This window comes from Bacteroides sp. AM37-9, from assembly GCF_003603455.1.
GTDB classification, from domain to species: domain Bacteria; phylum Bacteroidota; class Bacteroidia; order Bacteroidales; family Bacteroidaceae; genus Bacteroides; species Bacteroides xylanisolvens.
Genome location: NZ_QTNF01000022.1, coordinates 1 through 21341, shown reverse-complemented (window position 1 = coordinate 21341; position 21341 = coordinate 1). Strand labels below are relative to the sequence as shown.

Sequence of the window (21341 nt, the reverse complement as noted above, 5' to 3'; positions counted from 1 at the left end):
TCTTCGTAAATTAATAATTAAAAGTTCCAGCTTCCTGTCGCCAAATAATGCCACAGATAAAGAAGGAAAGCAATGATTATCAGTATGATTCCGAAAGAGACCGGTTTGCGGCCACTCGCTTTTCTTCTTTTCAAATGCGTAGTACCTTCGATGAACTTACCGCGAATATCCTCCGGATTAAATTCCTTTTCCGGAAGCATCCCCAAGTCACGTTTGGCGTTCTCCTCCATCTTTGCGAGCTTTTCTTTCCGCTCGTCTACATAAATGTATTGATGATTAAAGCCACGGGGCTTTCTCATTGAGTTAAACATTCCCATACTACTTCATATTTATTAAGTTTCGCTTTTCTGTTTTGGGGCGCCGATCGGTGGTCGGTTTCAGTGTATCACCCGCACGCTTACCCCGCCAGTTAAAGATATCATCCTTATTCAGCGGACGGACATAGTCGAACCAGGCAAAAGTGGGAAGACGCAATTTATCAGGCGGTATCTGGTCCATCGGATACATCGTTCCGTTGGATTTACCGATAAACAGTCCTTTTTCCATCTTCTTATCCTTCATATAAAGATGAAGCACACTACCTTCCAGACAATTAAAGCCGGTCATCGTACTGTCTTTTTCTTCCGGATAGAAAGCGGTCAACACATTACCAATCACTTCAATATGACGCATATCTCCATTAATGAAATAGGCTTTCATCTCTTTGCCGGACACTTGGTTATAATGAATAGAATCTTTCATTTCCACCGTCAACGCCTGGTTGATGATATGCGCCCAGTCAATCGTGCTGTCATTCATATAAATCTTGATCTGCTCGCCAAGTAGTTGCTGCCCTTCATTCCAAAGAATAGGGTCGGTATACATGGTCATACAGGAATCCTTCGAATTATAGACCAGTGAGTCACATACTCCCTGAACATCCGTACGATACATACGTACCTTGTGATAAGCTTTCATCAACCGGAAAACGGAATCGGTATTCAGGTTGTAAGACACCAACTGCAATGTATCGCCATGCATAAAAAGACTGTCAGGCCCTTGCGAGTAGTCGATTGCCACAGCACGTTTCGTCGCAAACGCGGAGTCTGTCAATTCATTATAGAAACAATAATCACCCGTCAGCATATTCTTATTAATGGAATCTGTCATCTTCACATTATCGAACGCCTCGCCATAACCGATGATACGGTCATAGAACAGACTGTCGCCTACCAGTTTCTTTCCCTGATTGGTCAGTACCGAACGGTCCAACAATTCGGCTTGTTCGGTCATTGTGTTATAAAATCCCCGTTCCGAATAGATATGATTATTATCACTGACGATATTGGAAGGTCCGAGAATAACTGCGATTTTGCTTTCCGTATTATACCTTAACGTATCGGAAGTCAACACAAACTTTGGGTTTACCAACTTCACATCATGGTTGAATACCGACTGTTTCGTTGCAGGACTGTATTCTCCCCAATCGGAAGTCAATACATTCTCTTCATCCATCAAGGTTCCTCCCTCGAAATAATATCCGAGGTCGTAGAGACGGTCGTAGTTCAAGCTATCTGTTAACAGGGTGGTGTTCCGATTAATCATCTTCACATTTTCACGAAGCTGCGCTATTTGCGTCATGCCGTCATAATAAAGATAATCACCGTAGATGAACAAAGTGTCTCCCTGTTCCATACGTACATTACTGAAGGCCTCCACAGAGTTGGTTTTCTCAAAAATCAGTGCACTGTCACAGTACATATACATACTGTCATGGCGCAATTTCACGTTACCAATCAACACCTGCACATCCGGACGCACCAACTTATCCGCCTGACCTTCATCAGCATGAAGCAGATAAACTTTGGTCTTTTTATTCTCCGGTTGTTTCTTGTTGTCCGATTGTTTCTTATTGCCTGCCGGTGTTTTGGCTTTTGAAGCCGACTTAGACGTATCCGCAGCCGATTTAATTGAATCCCCTGTCACAGGTTTCTGTCCCGTTGGCCTCACTTGTGCTACAAGACATACACCAAACAGGCATAGAAAGCCTATAAGGAGCCATCTATGCCTGTCTTGTTGTTTATTTTTTTTATTTGTTTTCAGCATATAAAATCAAAGCAAGGTTACATCAGTCCTTCTTGACCCAACCCGGATACTTGAAGTCACACTTCTGCCAGTTTTCGTTGATGCGTACATAAGTATGTTTCTGCTTGTCCAGAATCCATTTCTGCAACATCTCTTCACGGCGTTTCTCCATCACAATTTCTTTCAGGTCCTGATAGTCTTCTGCAATGGTTGCTTTATGACCGTTGATTTTTGCTTTCAACTTCACGATAGCACATACTTCTTTTCCATCCTTCTCATTAATCATTGTAAAGGCTTTGGAAATTTCACCTACATTCATCTTATCCACTACCTTAGCAACGTCTTGAGGAAGATCCTGCATCTGGAACTTAGAAGTAGTCACACCTGAATTTTCATTGATGTTCACCATAATACCATGGTTGTTACGGGTGTCTTTATCCTGTGAGATAACGGCAGCCGCATCATCAAATGTAAATTTGTTGGCACGAATATCATCGGCAATAGAATCCAGACGGGCACAAGCCTCGGTCAGTTCTTTTTCCGATACTTTCGGACGCAACAAGATATGGCGAGTGTTGACACGGTCACCACGTTTTTCAATCAACTGGATAATGTGGAAACCAAATTCCGACTCCACAATCTTGGAAACTTTCTTCGGATCTTGCAAACTGAACGCTACATTCGCATAAGCAGGGTCCATCATACCACGTCCCATGAATCCACATTCACCACCTTTAATGGCAGATGCCTTGTCTTCCGAATACAAACGCGCCAATGTAGAGAAGTCAATTTCTCCTTTTGTCACACGATCCGTATAATCACGCAACGTCTTTTTTACATCCTCAATCTCCGAGATAGGAATTTTCGGTTGTAAAGTAATGATCTGCACTTCTACCTGTGTCGGAATGTAAGGAATACTATCTTGTGGAAGGTCTTTAAAATAACGGCGTACTTCTGCCGGAGTCACTTTGATTTCTCCTACCAGTTTCTGCTGCATCTTCTGAACGGTCAATCCGTCACGTGCATTATCACGTAGCGTCTCACGAATCTGGGTGGAAGTTTTATTGAAATACTCCTCCATCTTCTCTCTGGAACCGATCTGCTGAATGTACATGTTGGTCATCATATCCACACGCTGGATGATTTCCGCTTCGGAAACCTCGATACTGTCCAACTTTGCCTGATGCAGGAACAACTTCTGCACGGCAATCTCTTCAGGAATTACACAATAAGGATCGCCGTCAAATCTGCGTCCATTATACAAGGCATCCATACGGGCCTCTTCTACATCTGATTTCAAAATAGCTTCGTCACCTACTACCCAAACTACTTCATCAACCACATTATCTTGTGCATAGGTTGCCACATTAGCAAATATTGCCAGGACAAGGGTAACAACAAATCTAAAGTTCACAAACTTCTTCATTCTTTGTATTTAATAATTATATATAATCTTCTTCTTACTTACTGCTTGCTGATACAAGTCGTTCTTTACCTGTTCCATAAAGCTCACCCGTTTCTGATTAACCAGTAAGTCTTTCACTTCCGAACGGGCAAATTCATACGGTTTCTCTTCACCAATTCCGCGATAATCGCTCACATTCAGGAAATAATAATAGGCCGTATCTTTCAATTCTACCTGACGGTGTTTGTCTACGTACTCTTCCGGTGCCTCTACTTTCAGTGGAATCATATCCAGTACATCAGTCACGGACACCCATTTGTCATAAAAGTATTCGTATTTCACTGCATTCTGCAAACTATATTTTTCCAGGCTCTCGACAGCATCCTGTTTTTCCGACTTATACCACCTGCGCACATTGTTCAGCTGGGGAGCCGTCAACGGCACTTTGATAAACAATCCCTTAATCAACGGGGTTTCCAGTTTAAACAGTTCTTTGTTTTTCCCGTAATATTCTGCGATCTCTTGTTCGGAAATATCATTCGACAGCTTCTGGTTTATCAACTCCTGCTGATAAGTATGCATAATCAACGCTTTCCGATAATTCTCCACCAGTTTGTCAACATCCACATTATCGGGAATATTGTTCGCAGCTTTCTCATATAATAAAATCTCTTCCGCCCAACTACGAATATAATGTTCGGTGAAGAGAATACTATCATCTTTTGACAATCCGACCGGAAGCACGGACATCAAATCTTCTTTATATAAAAAGTTACCGTCCACCTCTACCAAAGGAGTCTTTCCTTTGTGGTCGCGCTGTTCCTTGCACGCTCCACAACCAAGAAGGGTAATCAGTAAGAGGACTAATATTCGCATTGGCAACTAAAATCTACTTATTTAAGGTACGAAGATAGTGAATAATCGGTTACATCAGTTATTATTAACTGTTTTTAAAACCTCTTGGTTTATTTCAACCTTACCAAACTCCCTCAATTCCCGCGCCCAGCACGTGTCAAGATAGCTTCGATAATCCTTTCGCACCTGTTCAATTACTTCCCGATAATCATCCGGTCCTTTCATTTTTTCGCCTACCACAATGGTAAAAGGATAAGACATCACGGGTTCGAAACCACCCTTCTTAAAGACCAGTTTATCTATATATTTATTGTCTCCGTCGGCAAAAATACCTTGTTCAACCTGTATCTTTTCCGTCCCGGATGTATTAAAAGTTTGCCGAAGCTGGTCCGCCCACTCTTTTTCCGGCACTTTCTTCAGCATTTTTTTAGCTTGCTTTGCCGTCTTTTTATCAACGCAATGAAGCACGACTCCTCTATACCGGGGACTCTCCCACCGATAATCCGACGAATGAAATTTGAAATAGGTAGCCAATCCGGCCCGGTCATTAATGGCAGGCAACTCTATTTTCTGCCGTGTGATCTCTTTTACCAAATAGTTTTCGTCAGATTCCCGCAAGGCAATACGAATTTCCGGATGCTTTTTATCTATATTCCGACTTTCATAATCCAATAATGATTTAGCTATAAACCCTTCCAACTGGCGTTTGGCAGCTTGAGGATGAGAAGAGGCAAACTGCGTGAACATAGCTCCGGTATATGCCTGTCCATCAATCGTAAAGAGATTTTGTTCTGTCCGGCCTTTCGTCAACAGCTCTTCCATTGCTGCCTGATTCGGGGTATACTGCCATGACTTTTTTAATCGGTCGAGCATCGCTGCCGTGCCTTTGTCTAAAATTTCCTTACGCCGTAACCGCTCTATCAACCTGCCACTGACATTTTCATAAGCAAATGCTTCCTCCCGGTCAATCACTTTCAAGATATGAATCCCTTCAGGAGTGAAGAATGGCTGTGATACCGCACCTTTCGCCAAAGAGAAAGCGACATCCTCAAATTCACTCGTTGTCTCCAAACTTTCTATCCATCTACTCTGCTTATCATCCGAATAGATTTCCACCAAACGGTTAAAATTCAAATCCGGCTGATTCTGTATCACCCGGTATATAGAATCCATCCGGGCTTTTTCTTCTTCCAAATGACGGGAAGTAACCGTCTGCGGTAAACGTTTAAAAATTTGCATGACTTGCACCCGGCCGCTACGTGCTTTCAATCCCATCTTCTGATACAAGACACGGGCACAACTATCCATCACTTGTTTGTCAATCAGATAAGATTCTACCAATTCTGTCCGACGCTTCTCGTGTTGTTTACGGAAAACTGTAGTCGTATCAAGTCCGGCAGCCCTGGCCGCTTCCACCTTCAACTTTGATTGAGCGAAAAGTGCCGCATACTCTTTTGGTGAAAGCTGGGCATTTGAGCGTTCCGCATAACGGCGGTATGCATTTTCAAATTCCGAACGGAGTATCTCTCTTCCGTTAACACGCATCAATACCGGATCTTCTTGCGCAAAGACCGCGACAACAAAGAGAGAAATACATCCCAACAACAGGCTTCTTTTCATCATCATTTTTTATTTTCCAAACAATAAACAACAAACATCACAGAGGCAATAACAGATAAACAACAAACGGTGAGCAGTGAACACCTTGCTGACAACACAGCCTGTTCACCGTTCACCGTTAATAGTTCACCGTATCTATCTATTATTCCGGACGGCTATAGTTAGGCGATTCACTAGTAATCGTCACGTCGTGCGGATGGCTTTCCATTACACCTGCATTGGTAATGCGGGTAAACTTAGCATCGTGAAGTTTATCAATATTGGCAGCACCGCAGTATCCCATACCTGCACGCAAACCACCTGACAACTGATAGATAACTTCGAAAAGTGTACCTTTATAAGGAACACGGGCAGCAATTCCTTCCGGAACAAGCTTCTTCACATCAGCAGTTCCACTCTGGAAGTAACGGTCTTTCGAACCGTTCTCCATCGCTTCCAACGATCCCATACCACGATAGGATTTGAATTTACGTCCATTGAAAATGATTGTGTCGCCCGGAGACTCTTCTGTTCCGGCAACCAACGATCCGATCATTACACAATATCCACCGGCAGCCAACGCTTTCACTACATCGCCCGAATAGCGCAAACCACCATCGGCAATCAAAGGAATACCTGTACCCTTCAAGGCTTTTGCTACATCATAGACAGCAGACAACTGTGGAACACCTACACCGGCAACCACACGAGTGGTACAGATAGAACCCGGACCGATACCGACTTTCACTGCATCCGCTCCTGCTTCTACCAACGCTTTTGCAGCTTCTCCGGTAGCAATATTACCCACTACAATATCAATGTTCGGGAAGCGTTTCTTAGCTTCTTTCAGTTTTTCAATCACAAACATAGAGTGTCCGTGAGCCGTATCAATTACAATTGCATCCGCACCGGCATCTACCAATGCCTGCATACGATCCAGCGTATCGGCAGTCACACCTACACCGGCAGCTACACGCAAACGACCTTTGGCATCTTTACAAGCCATCGGTTTATCTTTTGCTTTTGTTATATCTTTATAAGTGACAAGGCCGATCAACTTTCCGTCCATTCCGACAATCGGAAGTTTCTCGATCTTATGTTTCTGAAGAATCTGTGCAGCAGATTCCAGATCAGTAGACTGGTTTGTAGTTACCAATCTTTCTTTCGGAGTCATGACAAGATCAATATGTTTAGCCATGTCTCTTTCGAAACGCAAATCTCTGTTGGTAACAATACCCACCAAATAACCTTCATCATCTACCACAGGGATACCACCGATTTTGTATTCCGCCATGATGTCCAGTGCATCCTGCACAGTAGAACCTCTTTTAATAGTTACGGGATCATAAATCATACCATTTTCGGCACGTTTTACAATAGCAACTTGTCTTGCCTGTTCTTCGATAGACATATTTTTGTGAATCACGCCGATACCACCCTCACGAGCAATGGCAATAGCCATTTTCGCTTCGGTAACCGTATCCATGGCAGCCGTCACAAAAGGAATTTTTAACTCAATGTTTTTTGAAAACTTAGTCGAGAGATCGACAGTGCGCGGTAAAACTTCAGAATAAGCGGGGATCAACAATACGTCGTCGTAAGTTAACCCATCCATTACAATCTTATCAGCAATAAATGACATAGGGCTATGCGTTTAAAAATTATTGCGTGCAAATATACGGTTTTTATTCAAAACTGCATACCTGCACGCTTATTTTTTTCGCTTTTTTAATTGGCCATTTCAGAGATGAACTTAATACGCACCAAGCGAACTTCCTCTTCAGTGAAGTCATCGCCTAATTCATCAAGCGCATCATCAATCTTATCAGTAGTAGATTCCTTGAAATAATCGTAGATATCAAGCATGTGATCTTCATCCATGATTTCTTCCAGGAAATAATCTATATTCAGTTTGGTTCCCGAATAGACGATAGCTTCCACCTCGTCTAGGAGTTCACCAAATTCGATACCTTTGGAAAGAGCGATATCATCTAACGCCACTTTACGGTCAATTGCCTGAATGATAGCCACTTTCATCTTTGATTTATTGGCAACCGTACGTACCCGCAAATCTTCAGGACGTTCTATTTCATTCTCTTCACAGTGGCGTTTGATTAATTTACAGAACTCTTCACCGTAACGTTTTGCTTTTCCGGCTCCTACACCCGGTATATTCTGCAATTCATCCAATGTCACCGGATAAATGGTAGCCATCGCTTCCAAAGACGGATCCTGGAAGATCACATAAGGCGGCACTTCCAGCTTCTTCGAGAGTTTCTTCCGCAAGTCCTTCAACATAGAATAAAGAGCAGGGTCTACCGCACAGGAACCACCGCCACGTGCCGGAACTTCTTCTTCCGTCTCTTCAAAGTCGTTGTCTTCGGTAATCTTGAATGACTTCGGCTTCTTCAAGAACTTGTGTCCTTCCTCCGTCACTTTCAGGAGTCCGTAATGTTCCACATCCTTGCTCAAGTAACCTGCGATCAGTGCTTGACGAATCACTGCGTTCCATGTTTTATCCTCTTCCCCCATACCGGAGCCGAAGACTTCGAGGTCTTCATGCAAATGCGCCTGTACTTCGGAAGTTTCTTTACCTTGTAGTATGTCTATAATATAATCTGCCTTAAAATTTTCTTTCACCGCGATAATCGCTTCAATCACGGCACACAATAACTCTTGAGCCTCCACTTGTTTTTTAGGGTTTAAACAGTTGTCACAATTTCCACAATTTTCTTCCGTATATTCTTCACCGAAATAATGCAGCAACGTCTTGCGCCGGCATACGGAAGATTCGGCATAAGCAGCGGTTTCCAACAGAAGCTGCTTGCCAATTTCCTGCTCTGCCACAGGTTTTCCTTGCATGAACTTCTCCAGTTTTTGCAAGTCTTTGTTTGTATAAAAGGTTATGCACTGACCTTCACCGCCATCTCTACCGGCACGTCCGGTCTCCTGGTAATACCCTTCCAGACTCTTTGGAATATCGTAGTGAATCACAAACCTTACATCCGGCTTGTCGATTCCCATACCGAAAGCGATAGTTGCTACAATAACATCCACTTTTTCCATCAGGAAATCATCCTGATTCTTAGTCCGCGCCAACGAATCCATCCCGGCATGATAAGGACGCGCATTGATACCGTTTGCCTGAAGGATTTCAGCAAGTTCCTCTACTTTTTTCCGGCTAAGGCAATAGATAATGCCCGATTTTTCCGGATTGTTTTTGATAAACTTGATAATATCCCTGTCAATATTAGCGGTCTTCGCGCGTACCTCATAATAAAGGTTCGGACGGTTGAACGACGATTTGAAAACTTGAGCATCTACCATTCCCAGATTTTTCTGGATATCATGCTGCACCTTTGGTGTCGCTGTTGCGGTCAACGCAATCAACGGAGCCTTTCCTATTTCGTTGATAATAGGGCGAATCCGCCGGTATTCCGGTCGGAAGTCATGTCCCCATTCAGAAATACAATGAGCTTCGTCCACTGCATAGAACGAAATTTTCACCGAACGCAAAAATTCTACATTTTCTTCTTTCGTCAGCGATTCCGGCGCCACATATAGCAATTTTGTCTTTCCGGCAAGGATGTCCGACCTCACTTGGTCTATCGCGCCTTTGTTTAATGAAGAATTGATAAAATGGGCGACGCCATCTTCTTCACTGAAATTGCGCATTGCATCCACTTGATTCTTCATCAACGCAATAAGCGGAGAAATTACAATTGCCGTACCTTCCATCAAGAGCGAAGGTAGCTGATAGCATAAAGATTTCCCGCCACCGGTAGGCATCAGTACAAAGGTATCTTTACCATCGAGCAAGTTGTTAATGATCGCTTCCTGGTTTCCCTTGAACTTATTAAATCCGAAACACTTCTTCAGTTCATCTGTTAAATTAATCTTCCTTGCCATCTTAACTTAGGTTGTTTTATTCAGTTCATGGTTTAACTTTAGTAGGCTCCCTCCTTCAAGAGAGCCAAACAAAGTTATAAACAACTTCGTAATTACCAAGCAAAATGCGACTAATATTTTTAAGAAAATACAGTTACGATCATCTTTTATAGTCTTACTCTTTGATTTTAAGCAGTTTGCAGTCGTGCCATATTCGCTTTTTCCAGTTGCATCTTTGCATAATCCAGCGTCACCTTATACTCTTTTTTGTCCTCTGAAGGGATTTCAAACATGACATCCATCATGATTGTTTCCACAATAGAGCGCAATCCACGGGCACCCAGCTTATATTCCACCGCCTTATCGACGATATATTCGAAGACAGCATCTTCAAATGTGAGCTTGATACCATCCATTTCAAACAGTTTGATGTACTGCTTGATGATAGAGTTTTTCGGTTCGGTGAGGATAGCACGAAGCGCATTCCGATCCAGCGGATTCAAATAAGTCAGTACCGGAAGACGTCCGATAATTTCGGGAATCAGTCCGAATGACTTCAAATCCTGCGGAGCGATATACTGCATCATGTTATTCTTGTCCACCGTCGCTGTTTTCTGCGACGCCGTATAACCTACGACATGTGTATTCAACCGTTGGGCGATCTTCTTTTCGATACCATCGAAAGCGCCGCCACAGATAAAGAGAATATTTTTGGTATTTACCGGAATCATCTTCTGGTCCGGATGTTTACGACCACCCTGGGGAGGTACGTTCACAACAGAGCCTTCGAGTAATTTCAGCAATCCCTGCTGTACACCTTCACCGCTCACATCGCGAGTGATGGAAGGGTTATCTCCTTTGCGGGCAATCTTGTCGATCTCGTCGATAAACACAATACCCTGTTCCGCTTCAGGTACATTATAATCTGCCACCTGAAGCAAACGGGTTAAAATACTTTCGATATCTTCGCCTACATAACCGGCCTCTGTCAGCACCGTAGCGTCTACAATGGTAAACGGCACGTGCAGCAACTTGGCAATCGTACGTGCAAGCAACGTTTTTCCGGTTCCGGTACTACCTACCATAATAATGTTCGACTTTTCAATCTCCACATCATCCCCGCTGTCTTTTTGCAACAGACGTTTATAATGGTTATAGACCGATACGGAAAGGAAGCGTTTTGCGTCATCCTGTCCGATCACATACTGGTCGAGGAATTTCTTGATTTCTACCGGTTTGGGCAGTTCTTTTAAATTGAGTTTGGTAGCTCCCGCGCTTTTCTTGCCTTCGCCCAATGCTTCCTGAGTAATCTCATAAGCCTGGGTAGCACAACTGTCGCAGATATAGCCGTTCATTCCCGTAATCAGGAATCCGACTTCGTTCTCCGACCGTCCACAGAAGCTACACCTTTTCTTTGTCTTTGAATCAGCCATTTTTATTTCTTAATCAATACCTCATCAATCATACCGTATTCTTTCGCTTCCTGAGCTGTCATCCAGTAGTCGCGGTCAGAGTCCGCCCATACCTTATCGAAATCAGTATGCGAATGATCGGCGATGATCGTATAAAGTTCTTTCTTCAATTTCTGAATCTCACGAGCTGTGATTTCAATGTCCGACGCTTGTCCTTGCGCACCACCCATCGGCTGGTGAATCATCACACGTGAATGAGGCAACGCAGAACGTTTGCCTTCAGCACCGGCAACAAGCAATACAGCCGCCATTGAAGCTGCCATACCTGTACAGATGGTAGCAACATCACTTGAAATAAACTGCATCGTATCATAAATGCCCAGTCCGGCATATACACTTCCGCCCGGAGAGTTGATATAGATAGAGATATCCTTACCCGGATCAACAGAATCCAGATACAGCAACTGTGCCTGAAGCGTATTCGCTGTATAGTCATCTACTTGTGTACCGAGGAAAATGATGCGGTCCATCATCAAACGGGAGAAAACGTCGAGTTGAGTAACGTTCAACTGTCTTTCTTCCAGAATATAGGGATTCAAATACCCGGCCTGCGATTTAATCACATCATCCAATACCATGCCATTCATTCCTAAATGCTTGGTTGCGTATTTTCTAAAATCATCCATGTTAATTGTTCCTTTCTTATAAATTAAAAATAAACGTAAGTACAAAGAAACGAAAAAGAATACAGAGACACAAAAAAACACAGAGTTATAATTTTATAAAAACTCTGTGTTTCTGTGACTTTATATTCTATTCAACCGAATGATTATTCAAACATCTTATTGAATTCTTCGATTGAAACGTTCTTGTTTTCCAAAGTAACCTGCGCTTTCAGAGCAGCAGCCAGCTTCACTTCTACAACACGACTTACCAAATTATTGATAGTTTCTTTCTTCTTCAACATCTCCTGTGCATAGTTGTCAAGCACATCATCAGGGATAGACAACATACCGTATTGAGCAAACTGTGCCTTCGTTGTTTCTCTAGCCATCTTCAGAACATCTTCCTGTTCTACTTTGATATCGTTTGCTTCAACCAACTGTTCCTTAATCAGGTGCCAAGTCAGTTCCTCGATGCTCTTATCATAGTTTTCAGCAACATATTCTTCGCCCTTTTCTTCGTTGTTCAGCAACATGATACGTTTCAGCAGAGCGTCAGAGAATTCCAACTTACCTACTTTTTCCATCATCACCTTGCGAATATCGATCAGGAACTTATAATCGCTGTCAGCAACAAATCTTGCTGCAATTTCTTCTTTAATCTTAGCGCGGAATTCCTCTTCAGTCTTCACAACACCTTCGCCGAATGCCTGGTCGAACACTTCCTGTGTCAATTCACCCGGAACAAAACGAGTGATTTCTTCTACCTGGAAGCTGAAGTCAGACTTAACGTCTTTCGCGATTTCCTTGTCGATCTTCAACAAAGAACCCAGTTCAGCAGCATGTCCGTCATAAGCAACATTCGGATTGAACACCAATACATCATTTACTTTTGCGTTAGCAAAAATAGCTTTCTGATCGTCATTCTTCATGTAAGCAGGCATCAACACAGCAGCTTCTACCTGAATACCACCTTCTTTTGTATTGCCTTCTTCGTCCAACTGTGCCAGCAGACCTTTCAACATATCATTATCTTCGTAAGCATCTACCTTATCATACTTACCAGTGCGTTGAGTGTACATCTTCACCTGGTTGTCGATCATTTCTTCAGAAACTTCGATAGAATAATAATCTACTTTATCTTTAGCGCTTACTTCTGCTTTAAATTCAGGTGCCAAAGCGATATCGAACACGAATTCGAACTCTTCCATTGTATCGAAATCAATATTCTGCTGCTTTTCTTCATTAGGCAACGGCTCGCCCAACATATTCACCTTATTATCTTTAATATAATTGTAAACAGCTTCTTGCAATGCCTTATTCACAACCTCTGCAATCACCGATTTACCATACATCTTTTTAATAAGACTTGTCGGCACCATACCTTTACGGAATCCCGGAATCTGTGCCTTCTGACGGAGTGATTTCAACTCTTTGTCTACTTTCTCCTGATAATCTGCTTTCTCAAGCTTTACAGTAAGCTCTGCGCTTACTTTGTCAATGTTTTGTAATGAAACGTTCATTCTGACAATTATTTATTTGATTTATACTTTGTTCTATACTCAAAGAGGGTGCAAAATTAGTGCTAATCTTTCAAATTTCAAAAGACATTGCAGATTTATTTCAGCAACGCCACCCATCTTTCACACATCTTTTAATAATATCCCACTGATATTCCATCCATAAACAATATAAAATCCCCATCAACACCTACCCCGCCAGGTTCCCCCGGCCTACTTTTTTCTCCGTCAAGCGAGCGCCCATAACGAAGCGTTAAGAAGGGCAGACTGTTTGAGCGTAGCGAGTTTCTGCCCTTTAGCGTAGTGAAGGAAGCGAGTAGGAGAAAAAAGTCAGCCTTGAAAAGCCCGATTTAGTGAGTGTAGCCACAAGCTCGCTTGAGGATACCGAGCGTGAGGGCTTTCTCCAACTTTTCTTTGGTTCTTTCTTTTCTTTCAAGAGAAAAGGAAAGAACTTTTTTTTCTGATAATCCGCAAATTAACCTTCCCAAAAGATGGTTAATTCAAAAATTATTCTTTTCTTTGCTGCGGATTGATGGACCATTAGTTTCTCGATTTGATTACAAGGTTTTTACTTCCGTTACGAAACGCATTTGTAAACTCTCTGTCGTTTTAATCTTTTTATTAGTAACCATCTGTCCAGAGAGTTTTATTCATTTATTTATTTTTTATCATTTTCATTATGAACATTTATGTTGGAAACCTTAACTACCGTGTTAAGGAAGGAGATCTGCAACAAGTGATGGAAGATTACGGAGCAGTATCATCAGTTAAAGTTGTTATGGACCGTGAAACCGGTAAATCCAAAGGATTCGCTTTCATCGAAATGGAAGACGACGCTGCAGCTGCAAAAGCTATTGCTGAATTGAACGGAGCTGAATACATGGGCCGTACAATGGTAGTTAAAGAAGCTAGACCTAGAGCTTAATTGCCGACGCTAATATAGCTAAGAAAAAAAGAAACTTCTGTCACCCCGATGACAGAAGTTTTTTTATTACCCTTCCATTCCTTGCACTTCCACGTCCTTCACTTTACGGAGCAAGTCTGAAGCAAAGATAAAGTTATTCAGTCGTTCGTTGGTAGAGGTAAAGATATCATCTTTTGTCCCTTCCCACTCTTTATGTCCTTCATAAATATAAATCACCTTCTCGCCAATTCCCAATACAGAGTTCATATCATGCGTATTGATAATGGTCGTCATGTTATATTCCTGCGTAATATCATGGATCAGATCATCAATCACCAATGACGTTTTCGGATCGAGTCCCGAGTTCGGTTCATCGCAAAACAAATATTGCGGATTCAGGGCAATCGCACGTGCAATAGCCACACGCTTCTGCATCCCCCCACTGATTTCTCCCGGAAACTTATCTTTCGCCTCCCCCAGATTCACACGATCCAAGCAGAACATCGCCCGTTTGGTACGCTCACGCAAAGTATCATTGCTAAACATATTCAACGGAAACATCACATTGTCCAACACCGTCATTGAGTCAAACAGAGCTGCACTCTGGAAAATCATCCCCATCTCCTTGCGAAGCATCTTTTTCTCCTTCTTCCCCATCAAGACAAGGTTACGTCCGTCATATAAGACTTCCCCCTTCTCCGGAGTAAGCAATCCTACAATACACTTCATCAATACCGTCTTACCGGAGCCACTCTGACCGATAATCAAGTTCGTCTTTCCATTTTCAAAACTAGCATTGATATCGCTCAATACCGTTTTGTCATCAAATGATTTATAAAGTCCTTTAATCTCAATCATCCCATCAAAAGTTTAGTTAATATCAAGTCCGCAAACAGAATCAATACACTGCTGGATACTACGGCATCCGTAGAAGCCTTTCCCACAGCAATCGATCCACCATCCACCGTATATCCGAAGAAAGCAGACACACTTGCAATAATAAACGCGAAAAAGAGGGATTTGATGATACCGGCCCAAATAAACCACTCCACAAACATATATTGCAATCCATATTCCAGATCGACCGCATTCATCACCCCGGCAAACCAACAGGTGCAAAAGGCACCGATAATTCCGGCAAAGATACTGAACGTCACTAAAATAGGAATCACAGTTACCATCGCCGTAATCTTAGGCAGAATCAGGTAGTTTGCCGAATTGATACCCATAATTTCGAGCGCGTCAATCTGCTGCGTCACCCGCATCGTTCCTAATTCCGAAGCGATATTCGATCCTACTTTTCCCGCAAGAATCAAACACATGATAGAGGAAGAAAATTCCAGCAACATAATTTCACGTGTCACATACCCCACTGTCCAGCGAGGCATCCACGGACTTTCGATATTCAACTTGATCTGGATGGTAATAACCGCGCCGATGAAAAACGAAATCAACAGCACGATACCGATGGAGTTCACACCTAGTTGCTCCAACTCGTTAAGGTATTGCCGGAAGAACATACGCATACGTTCAGGACGGGAAAAAGTCCGTCCCATCAGCATGAAATATCTCCCGACGGTTCTCAATGCTTTTATCATAACTCACACTATTTGTCTGCAAATGTACATTATTTCAGCTTATTTTTACTACATTTGCCGCAAAATAACTAGAATATGGAAGAAAGCAAGATGGTGCTCCGCACGGAAGACCTGGTTAAGAAGTACGGTAAACGAACCGTTGTGAGCCACGTTTCCATCAATGTGAAGCAAGGTGAGATTGTAGGTTTGCTGGGACCGAACGGTGCCGGTAAGACGACTTCATTCTATATGACCGTAGGGCTGATTACTCCGAATGAAGGACGTATTTTCCTCGACGACCTGGAGATTACCAAATATCCGGTTTACAAACGAGCGCAAACGGGAATCGGCTACCTTGCACAGGAAGCTTCCGTTTTCCGCCAGATGAGTGTGGAAGATAATATCGCCGCCGTACTGGAAATGACTAACAAGCCCAAAGAATATCAAAAGGAGAAACTCGAAAGCCTGATAGCAGAATTCCGTCTGCAAAAGGTACGCAAAAACAAAGGTAACCAGTTGTCCGGAGGTGAACGCCGCCGTACGGAGATTGCCCGTTGTCTTGCCATCGACCCCAAATTCATCATGCTTGACGAACCTTTTGCCGGTGTAGACCCGATTGCCGTAGAAGATATCCAGCAAATTGTTTGGAAGCTGAAAGACAAGAATATCGGAATCCTGATTACCGACCACAACGTACAGGAGACACTTAGTATCACCGACCGCGCCTATCTGCTGTTCGAAGGAAAGATTCTTTTCCAGGGAACACCGGAAGAATTATCGGAGAATCAGATTGTGCGTGAAAAATACTTGAGTAACAGCTTCGTTTTACGCAGAAAAGATTTCCAGTTGGAGAAATAGGTTCACCACAGATTAACACAGATTTCCACAGATATTTCATAAAGAATACGGGCTAATCAAATGATACAAAACTTGTAAATTGATTAGCCCGTTTTTTATTTTTAATCTGTGGAAATCTGTGTTAATCTGTGGTGAACTTTACTTCTGTCGAATATAAATATTAACCGGAGTACCTGTCAGATTCCATTTCTCACGCATCTTATTTTCGAGGAAACGTTTGTACGGATCCTTCACATACTGCGGCAAGTTGGCAAAATAGACAAATGAAGGCACTTGCGTATTCGGCAACTGTGTGATGTATTTAATCTTGATATACTTACCTTTATTTGAGGGAGGCGGATAAGCCTCGATCAGCGGAAGCATTTCTTCATTCAAACGAGCTGTCGGAATCTTTGTCGTCCGGTTCTCATATACATTACGTGCTTCTTCCAGCACTTTCAGAATACGTTGTTTGGTCAACGCAGAAGCAAAGATGATCGGGAAATCGACAAACGGAGCAAAACGTGAACGGACAGCTTCCTCAAATGTCTTCTGCACTTTCACTGATTTATCTTCCACCAAGTCCCATTTATTAATCACGACTACCAATCCTTTCTGGTTCTTCTGAATCAGAGAAAAGATATTCAAGTCCTGGCTCTCAACACCCCTCGTTGCATCCAACATCAGAATACAAACATCCGACCCTTCGATGGCACGAATCGAACGAATCACCGAATAATATTCCAAGTCTTCATTTACCTTGTTTTTCTTACGGATACCTGCCGTATCTACCAGGTAAAAATCAAATCCGAATTTATTGTAACGAGTGTAGATCGAGTCACGGGTAGTTCCTGCAATCTCTGTCACGATATTACGTTCTTCCCCAATAAACGCGTTTACAATGGAAGACTTTCCTGCATTCGGGCGTCCTACCACAGCAAAACGAGGAATATCATCATCCAGGATTTCAGAAGACTCCTTCTTGAAATTGCTGACAATCAAATCCATCAAATCACCCGTACCACTTCCTGTCATGGCAGAAACACAATACGGATCGCCCAATCCCAGTTTATAAAACTCGGGAGCGTTATACTGTAAATCATGATTGTCCGTTTTATTGGCAACCATAATCACCGGACTATTAGCACGGCGCAGAATAGCCGCCACCTGCATATCCAGGTCGGTCACTCCATTCATCACATCTACAACGAACAAAATAACGTCCGCTTCATCCACTGCCAATAATACCTGCTTGCGGATTTCCTCTTCAAAAACATCATCCGAATTAACCACCCATCCGCCGGTATCCACCACGGAGAACTCACGGCCCAGCCACTCGGACTTGCCATATTGTCTGTCGCGGGTTGTACCCGCTTCTTCATTCACAATAGCCTGACGAGTCTTCGTCAGACGGTTAAATAAGGTAGACTTGCCCACATTCGGGCGTCCTACAATTGCAACTAAATTACCCATAGTTCAATACCTTGTTTTTTCACGACTATCACAGTCGCATGAATACTCTTAATCTAACTGATAACCAAAATTACGCAGCTCCTTATCCGAACTACGCCAATCCTTATCCACTTTCACATACGTTTCGAGGAAAATAGTCTTTCCAAAGAAACGTTCCAGTTCGCGGCGAGCCTCGGTAGCTACCTTCTTCAACGCCTTGCCCTGTTTGCCGATAATAATTCCTTTCTGCGAATCACGTTCCACGTTAATCACCGCACGAATATGAATCTTCTTCGGCTCTTCCTTAAACTCCTCTACGACCACTTCCACCGAATAAGGAATCTCCTTGTCGTAGTAGAGCAAAATCTTTTCCCGGATAATCTCATTCACGAAGAAACGGGCAGGCTTGTCCGTCCACTGATCCTTTCCAAAATAAGGAGGAGAATCGGGCAACAGTTCTTTGATTCGCTTCATCACATAGTCCACATTGAACTTCGATGTAGCAGAAATCGGAATAATTTCGGCTTGGGGAAGCAGTTCTTTCCAATCTTCCACCAGCTTTACCAGTTTTTCCTGATCTGTAAGATCTATCTTATTGATGAGCAAGAGCACAGGCACCGTCATCTGGCGTACCTTCTCCATAAACTCATTATTCTTATCCGGCGTCTCCACCACGTCAGTCACATAAAGCAAGATATCCGCATCCGTCAATGCCGAAGTAGAAAAATTCAGCATCGACTCCTGTAGTTTATAATTGGGCTTCAATACTCCCGGAGTATCAGAAAAAACAATCTGCATTTCATCCGTATTATAGATTCCCATAATCCGGTGACGAGTTGTCTGCGCCTTGAAAGTAGCGATCGAAATACGTTCGCCCACCAAGACATTCATCAATGTCGATTTTCCGACATTCGGATTTCCTACAATGTTTACAAAACCTGCTTTATGCATTTCTCTTCATTTTATTGGTTGAGACAAAAAAACGCATCGAATCGAAATAGGATGCGTTTTTGAGTGTTATAGTTCAGTAACTTACGTTACGATTCCTTTTTTCCGTCATAACCCCATTTCACGTAAACTGCGCCCCATGTAAATCCGGCACCGAATGCAGTGAAAATGATATTATCACCTTTCTTGAGTTTATCTTCATAATCCCAGATACACAAAGGAAGAGTAGCAGCACTGGTGTTACCGTAATGCTCAATATTTACCAACACTTTATCCATTGGCACCTCCATACGGTGAGCCACGGCTTCGATAATGCGGACATTCGCCTGATGCGGAACAATCCAGTTGATATTATCTTTCGTCAGACCATTCTTTTCTGCAATAGCAGCAGATACATCCGACATATTGGATACAGCATATTTAAACACTGTTCTTCCTTCCTGGTGCAAATAGTGCATTTTATTGTCTACTGTGAAATAAGACGGAGGACAAACCGAACCACCAGCTTTCATGTGGAGGAAAGGCAATCCTTTGCCATCAGTTCTCAGTATCGAATCCATGATTCCGTAATCTTCCGTAGTCGGTTCCACCATAAAGGCAGCAGCACCGTCACCAAAGATAGGGCATGTAGCACGATCTGTATAGTTAACCATTGACGACATCTTATCGGCACCGACAATGATAATTTTCTTATATCTTCCCGAACGGATGAAATTAGCAGCTGTCTCCATTAAATACAGGAAACCGCTACAAGCAGCTTGCAAGTCGAAAGCAAATGCATTCTTCAGTCCGAGTTTATCACAAAGAATAGAAGCTGTAGAAGGGAAGTGATAGTCAGGAGTAGTGGTAGCGACAACAACCAAATCAATGTCATCAGGATTAGCACCAGTTTTCTTCATCAACTGTTTGGCAGCTTTGCGTGCCATGTATGAACTACCTAATCCTTCCTCATTCAGAATATGTCTCTCCTTTACTCCGATACGAGTCATAATCCATTCGTCGTTGGTATCCACCATTTTTGATATCTCATCGTTAGTTAAGATATAATCGGGAACGTACCCACCGACTCCTGTGATTACTGCATTTATTTTTTCCATCAAACCTATTTTAAATTAGCAATACTATAATACTTAAAGCAGCCGGAGAGCTTTACCCTCAGGCTGTTTTCAGTATAACTGTACTAATTATACAGCTGCTTCTTTCTCAATAGCGAGCTTACCTCTGTAATAGCCACAAGCACCACATACAGTGTGGTAAACGTGCCATTCGCCGCAATTCGGACAAATAGCCAATGTAGGAGCTACTGCCTTATCATGAGTTCTTCTCTTCGCTTGTCTCGTACTTGATTGTCTTCTCTTAGGATGTGCCATTTTCTTAAAACTTTAATTATTATCTAATATTTTTTTTAATTCATTCCAGCGAGGATCAATTTGTTCCTCCACTTCTTCCTCAATTACGATGTCATCTCCACCTGTGTCGAAAGTATCATCGCTATCCTCATTCGCATTTGTTTTCAAATGCTTGTTCAATTTACTAGTTACCGCTTTATTACACTTACCGGGAGCATGTACATGCTTCATCGGAATAGACAGCGCAACAAATTCATACATGAACCATGCAACGTTGATTTCCCCTTCTTCCTCGGGAATCACAATCAGGTTGTCACCTTCTTCTGCATATTCATGACCAAACTTTACCATCAGTTTATCAGAAGAACTGATAGGTAGCTCCATATCATCCAGACAACGGTCGCATGGTACCCATACCATTCCGTCAGTTTGGAAACTCAGCTCGAAAGCACGAGAGGTTCTTTTCACAGTCAATGTAACATTGACCTTTCCTTTCTGAACTTCAGGACCATCAATGTGAGCGAAGTAAAGGTTATCCAATACAAACTCATACTTAGCAGAGTCTGCTTGCATACCTTTCAAGTCAATTTTGTATTTATCAAATTTTCCCAAAGCTTCTCTCTTTTTTAAATCGTTAGCTTACAATTCGGGCGACAAAGATACAAATAAATATCCTCATAACATACAAATTATCAGTAAATATTCACTTTTTTAATAGGTATTATGAGGTTTGTATCTGCTAAAAAGGGTGGTATAAATACCAAAGTAATAAAAAACAGAAAGCCTCGCCCGTCAATAGACAAGCGAGGCTTCTTTAAAACGGCGGCTACCTACTCTCCCACTGTTACGCAGTACCATCGGCGTGACGA

Annotated in this window: 19 protein-coding genes; 2 read left to right on the top strand and 17 right to left on the bottom strand. The window is 42.5% G+C overall.

Translation table 11 applies throughout. The annotated features are described in order from the left end of the window. Positions 1 to 17: 17 nt before the first annotated feature. The 10 genes from DW862_RS15635 to tig all read right to left on the bottom strand — a co-directional run bounded on the left by DW862_RS15635 (position 18) and on the right by tig (position 13408). Complete coding sequence (locus DW862_RS15635; RefSeq protein ID WP_004314386.1) at positions 18 to 317, bottom strand: hypothetical protein; 300 nt, start codon at positions 315 to 317, stop codon at positions 18 to 20. A gap of 1 nt (position 318) precedes the next feature. Beyond that, the gene (locus DW862_RS15630) at positions 319 to 2085 is read right to left on the bottom strand and encodes an OstA-like protein (protein ID WP_120069169.1); all 1767 of its coding nucleotides are present in this window, start codon (positions 2083 to 2085) and stop codon (positions 319 to 321) included. A 22-nt stretch (positions 2086 to 2107) separates the two neighbouring features. Continuing rightward, positions 2108 to 3490 (bottom strand): peptidylprolyl isomerase, encoded by a 1383-nt coding sequence (locus DW862_RS15625; RefSeq protein ID WP_008641845.1) that lies wholly within the window; start codon positions 3488 to 3490, stop codon positions 2108 to 2110. A gap of 9 nt (positions 3491 to 3499) precedes the next feature. After that, on the bottom strand, positions 3500 to 4345 hold the full coding sequence (locus tag DW862_RS15620) for a hypothetical protein (RefSeq protein ID WP_009038960.1): 846 nt from the start codon (positions 4343 to 4345) through the stop codon (positions 3500 to 3502). Between the two features lie 54 nt (positions 4346 to 4399). Continuing rightward, positions 4400 to 5944, bottom strand: coding sequence for a peptidylprolyl isomerase (locus DW862_RS15615; protein ID WP_120069267.1), 1545 nt, complete (start codon positions 5942 to 5944; stop codon positions 4400 to 4402). A gap of 142 nt (positions 5945 to 6086) precedes the next feature. Beyond that, entirely contained in the window at positions 6087 to 7565 is a 1479-nt protein-coding gene (gene guaB, locus DW862_RS15610; protein ID WP_009038958.1) for an IMP dehydrogenase, read from the bottom strand. Positions 7566 to 7651: 86 nt separating this feature from the next. Continuing rightward, complete coding sequence (gene recQ / locus DW862_RS15605; RefSeq protein ID WP_008020386.1) at positions 7652 to 9832, bottom strand: DNA helicase RecQ; 2181 nt, start codon at positions 9830 to 9832, stop codon at positions 7652 to 7654. A 167-nt stretch (positions 9833 to 9999) separates the two neighbouring features. Continuing rightward, positions 10000 to 11244 carry an ATP-dependent Clp protease ATP-binding subunit ClpX gene (clpX, locus tag DW862_RS15600; protein WP_008641838.1) on the bottom strand — a complete coding sequence of 415 codons (1245 nt, stop codon included), beginning with the start codon at positions 11242 to 11244 and terminating at the stop codon, positions 10000 to 10002. 2 nt (positions 11245 to 11246) lie between these two features. Next, positions 11247 to 11909: an ATP-dependent Clp endopeptidase proteolytic subunit ClpP gene (clpP, locus tag DW862_RS15595; RefSeq protein ID WP_004297164.1), complete on the bottom strand. Its 663-nt coding sequence runs from the start codon at positions 11907 to 11909 to the stop codon at positions 11247 to 11249. Positions 11910 to 12052: 143 nt separating this feature from the next. Further along, a complete protein-coding gene (gene tig / locus DW862_RS15590; RefSeq protein ID WP_074708781.1) occupies positions 12053 to 13408 on the bottom strand; it encodes a trigger factor in 1356 nt (451 codons plus the stop codon). A 676-nt stretch (positions 13409 to 14084) separates the two neighbouring features. On the opposite strand from tig, the gene DW862_RS15585 reads away from it, so the two are divergent. Then, positions 14085 to 14330 (top strand): RNA-binding protein, encoded by a 246-nt coding sequence (locus DW862_RS15585; RefSeq protein ID WP_004297160.1) that lies wholly within the window; start codon positions 14085 to 14087, stop codon positions 14328 to 14330. A 66-nt stretch (positions 14331 to 14396) separates the two neighbouring features. On the opposite strand, the gene DW862_RS15580 is transcribed toward DW862_RS15585, so the two are convergent. Next, complete coding sequence (locus DW862_RS15580; RefSeq protein ID WP_004308628.1) at positions 14397 to 15167, bottom strand: ABC transporter ATP-binding protein; 771 nt, start codon at positions 15165 to 15167, stop codon at positions 14397 to 14399. Continuing rightward, positions 15164 to 15907 carry an ABC transporter permease gene (locus DW862_RS15575; protein ID WP_004308627.1) on the bottom strand — a complete coding sequence of 248 codons (744 nt, stop codon included), beginning with the start codon at positions 15905 to 15907 and terminating at the stop codon, positions 15164 to 15166. Before DW862_RS15575 ends, DW862_RS15580 begins: the two co-directional genes overlap by 4 nt. A 75-nt stretch (positions 15908 to 15982) precedes the next feature. Between DW862_RS15575 and lptB the strand changes: the two genes are divergently transcribed. Further along, complete coding sequence (lptB, locus tag DW862_RS15570) at positions 15983 to 16744, top strand: LPS export ABC transporter ATP-binding protein (protein ID WP_004308626.1); 762 nt, start codon at positions 15983 to 15985, stop codon at positions 16742 to 16744. Between the two features lie 138 nt (positions 16745 to 16882). Here lptB and der read toward each other — a convergent pair whose 3' ends face one another. The 5 genes from der to DW862_RS15545 all read right to left on the bottom strand — a co-directional run bounded on the left by der (position 16883) and on the right by DW862_RS15545 (position 21084). Beyond that, positions 16883 to 18196 carry a ribosome biogenesis GTPase Der gene (der, locus tag DW862_RS15565; protein ID WP_004308625.1) on the bottom strand — a complete coding sequence of 438 codons (1314 nt, stop codon included), beginning with the start codon at positions 18194 to 18196 and terminating at the stop codon, positions 16883 to 16885. Between the two features lie 48 nt (positions 18197 to 18244). After that, positions 18245 to 19126, bottom strand: a complete 882-nt coding sequence (gene era / locus DW862_RS15560) for a GTPase Era (RefSeq protein ID WP_004308624.1) — start codon at positions 19124 to 19126, stop codon at positions 18245 to 18247. Between the two features lie 86 nt (positions 19127 to 19212). Continuing rightward, positions 19213 to 20220 (bottom strand): beta-ketoacyl-ACP synthase III, encoded by a 1008-nt coding sequence (locus tag DW862_RS15555; protein WP_004308623.1) that lies wholly within the window; start codon positions 20218 to 20220, stop codon positions 19213 to 19215. Between the two features lie 87 nt (positions 20221 to 20307). Next, positions 20308 to 20493, bottom strand: coding sequence for a 50S ribosomal protein L32 (rpmF, locus tag DW862_RS15550; RefSeq protein WP_004296852.1), 186 nt, complete (start codon positions 20491 to 20493; stop codon positions 20308 to 20310). A gap of 12 nt (positions 20494 to 20505) precedes the next feature. After that, positions 20506 to 21084, bottom strand: a complete 579-nt coding sequence (locus DW862_RS15545) for a DUF177 domain-containing protein (RefSeq protein WP_004313594.1) — start codon at positions 21082 to 21084, stop codon at positions 20506 to 20508. Between the last annotated feature and the right edge of the window lie 257 nt (positions 21085 to 21341).